General features: G+C 77.2%; 1 pseudogene. It reads left to right on the top strand.

The annotated features are described in order from the left end of the window. Positions 1 to 858: pseudogene (locus SACPADRAFT_RS0220890) on the top strand (PD40 domain-containing protein); the annotation flags it as partial. Positions 859 to 979 lie beyond the last annotated feature (121 nt).

Raw genomic sequence — 979 nt, 5'->3', positions numbered from 1 at the left:
GACGGCGTGCGGGGCGTGGCGTACACGCCGGACGGTGCCCTCGTCACCGTCGGCGTGGACGGGACGCTCCGGGTGACCGGCCCGCCCGGCACCCCGGAGCGGCGGCGGGTCCTGCCCGGACGGGAGCTGCGCACCGATCCGGCCGTGTCCCCGGACGGACGGTGGATCGCCGCCGTGTCGAGTGACCCGGTCGGCGGAGACGGCCCGGACGACCGGGTGCACGTGTGGGAGACGGCGACCCTGGACGAGACCGCGACCGTCCCGCTCGACGACGTCGGCGCGTCCTCCCCCGCCTTCGGTCCGGACGGGCGACGGCTGGCGGTGGCGGTCGGCGACGGGATCAGGATGTGGCGGTTCGGCGGCGGCACACTCACCGGGGACCGGACCGTGCGGAGCCGGCAAGGCGGGCAGGGGGCACAGGACGGGCGGGGCCGGGTCCGGACTCTCGCGTACAGCCCGGACGGGCGGCTGCTGGCAACCGCGGGCGACGGCGGACGGATCGTGGTGCGCGACGCCGCCACCGCCGAACCGGTCCGGGAGGTCGCCCGGCGGCACCCGTCCACCATCCGCGACGTGGTGTTCTCGCCGGACGGCAGCATGCTGGCCTCCGGCGCCGTGGACGACAGCACACTGAGGGTGTGGGAGGTCGACACCGGACGGTTGCTGGCCAACCTCACCGGCCACGTCGGGCCGCCGAACGACGTCGCCTTCTCCCCCGACGGCAGCCTGCTGGCCGGGGCGAGCCGGGACACCGCCGTGTCGCTCTGGCCCCTCGATCCCGCCGACGCCGTCGCGGCGCTGTGCGAGGACCTCACGCACACCGGCGGCCCCGAGGCCCTCTGCGCGGACCCCGGGTGACGGGAGGACGGGCCGGACGTGCGTGGGTCAGTCCCGCGGTCCGGGTGGGAGGTCGGCGGGGGTGTCGACGTCCGCGCCGGTGCCGAGGTCGCCGCACTCGACGAGGCGGAGGTCGGCGCGG

This window comes from Saccharomonospora iraqiensis subsp. paurometabolica YIM 90007 (assembly GCF_000231035.2).
Lineage (GTDB): Bacteria > Actinomycetota > Actinomycetes > Mycobacteriales > Pseudonocardiaceae > Saccharomonospora > Saccharomonospora paurometabolica.
Note: the sequence above shows the minus strand (reverse complement) of the source record. Positions and strands in the feature narration are given on the sequence as shown.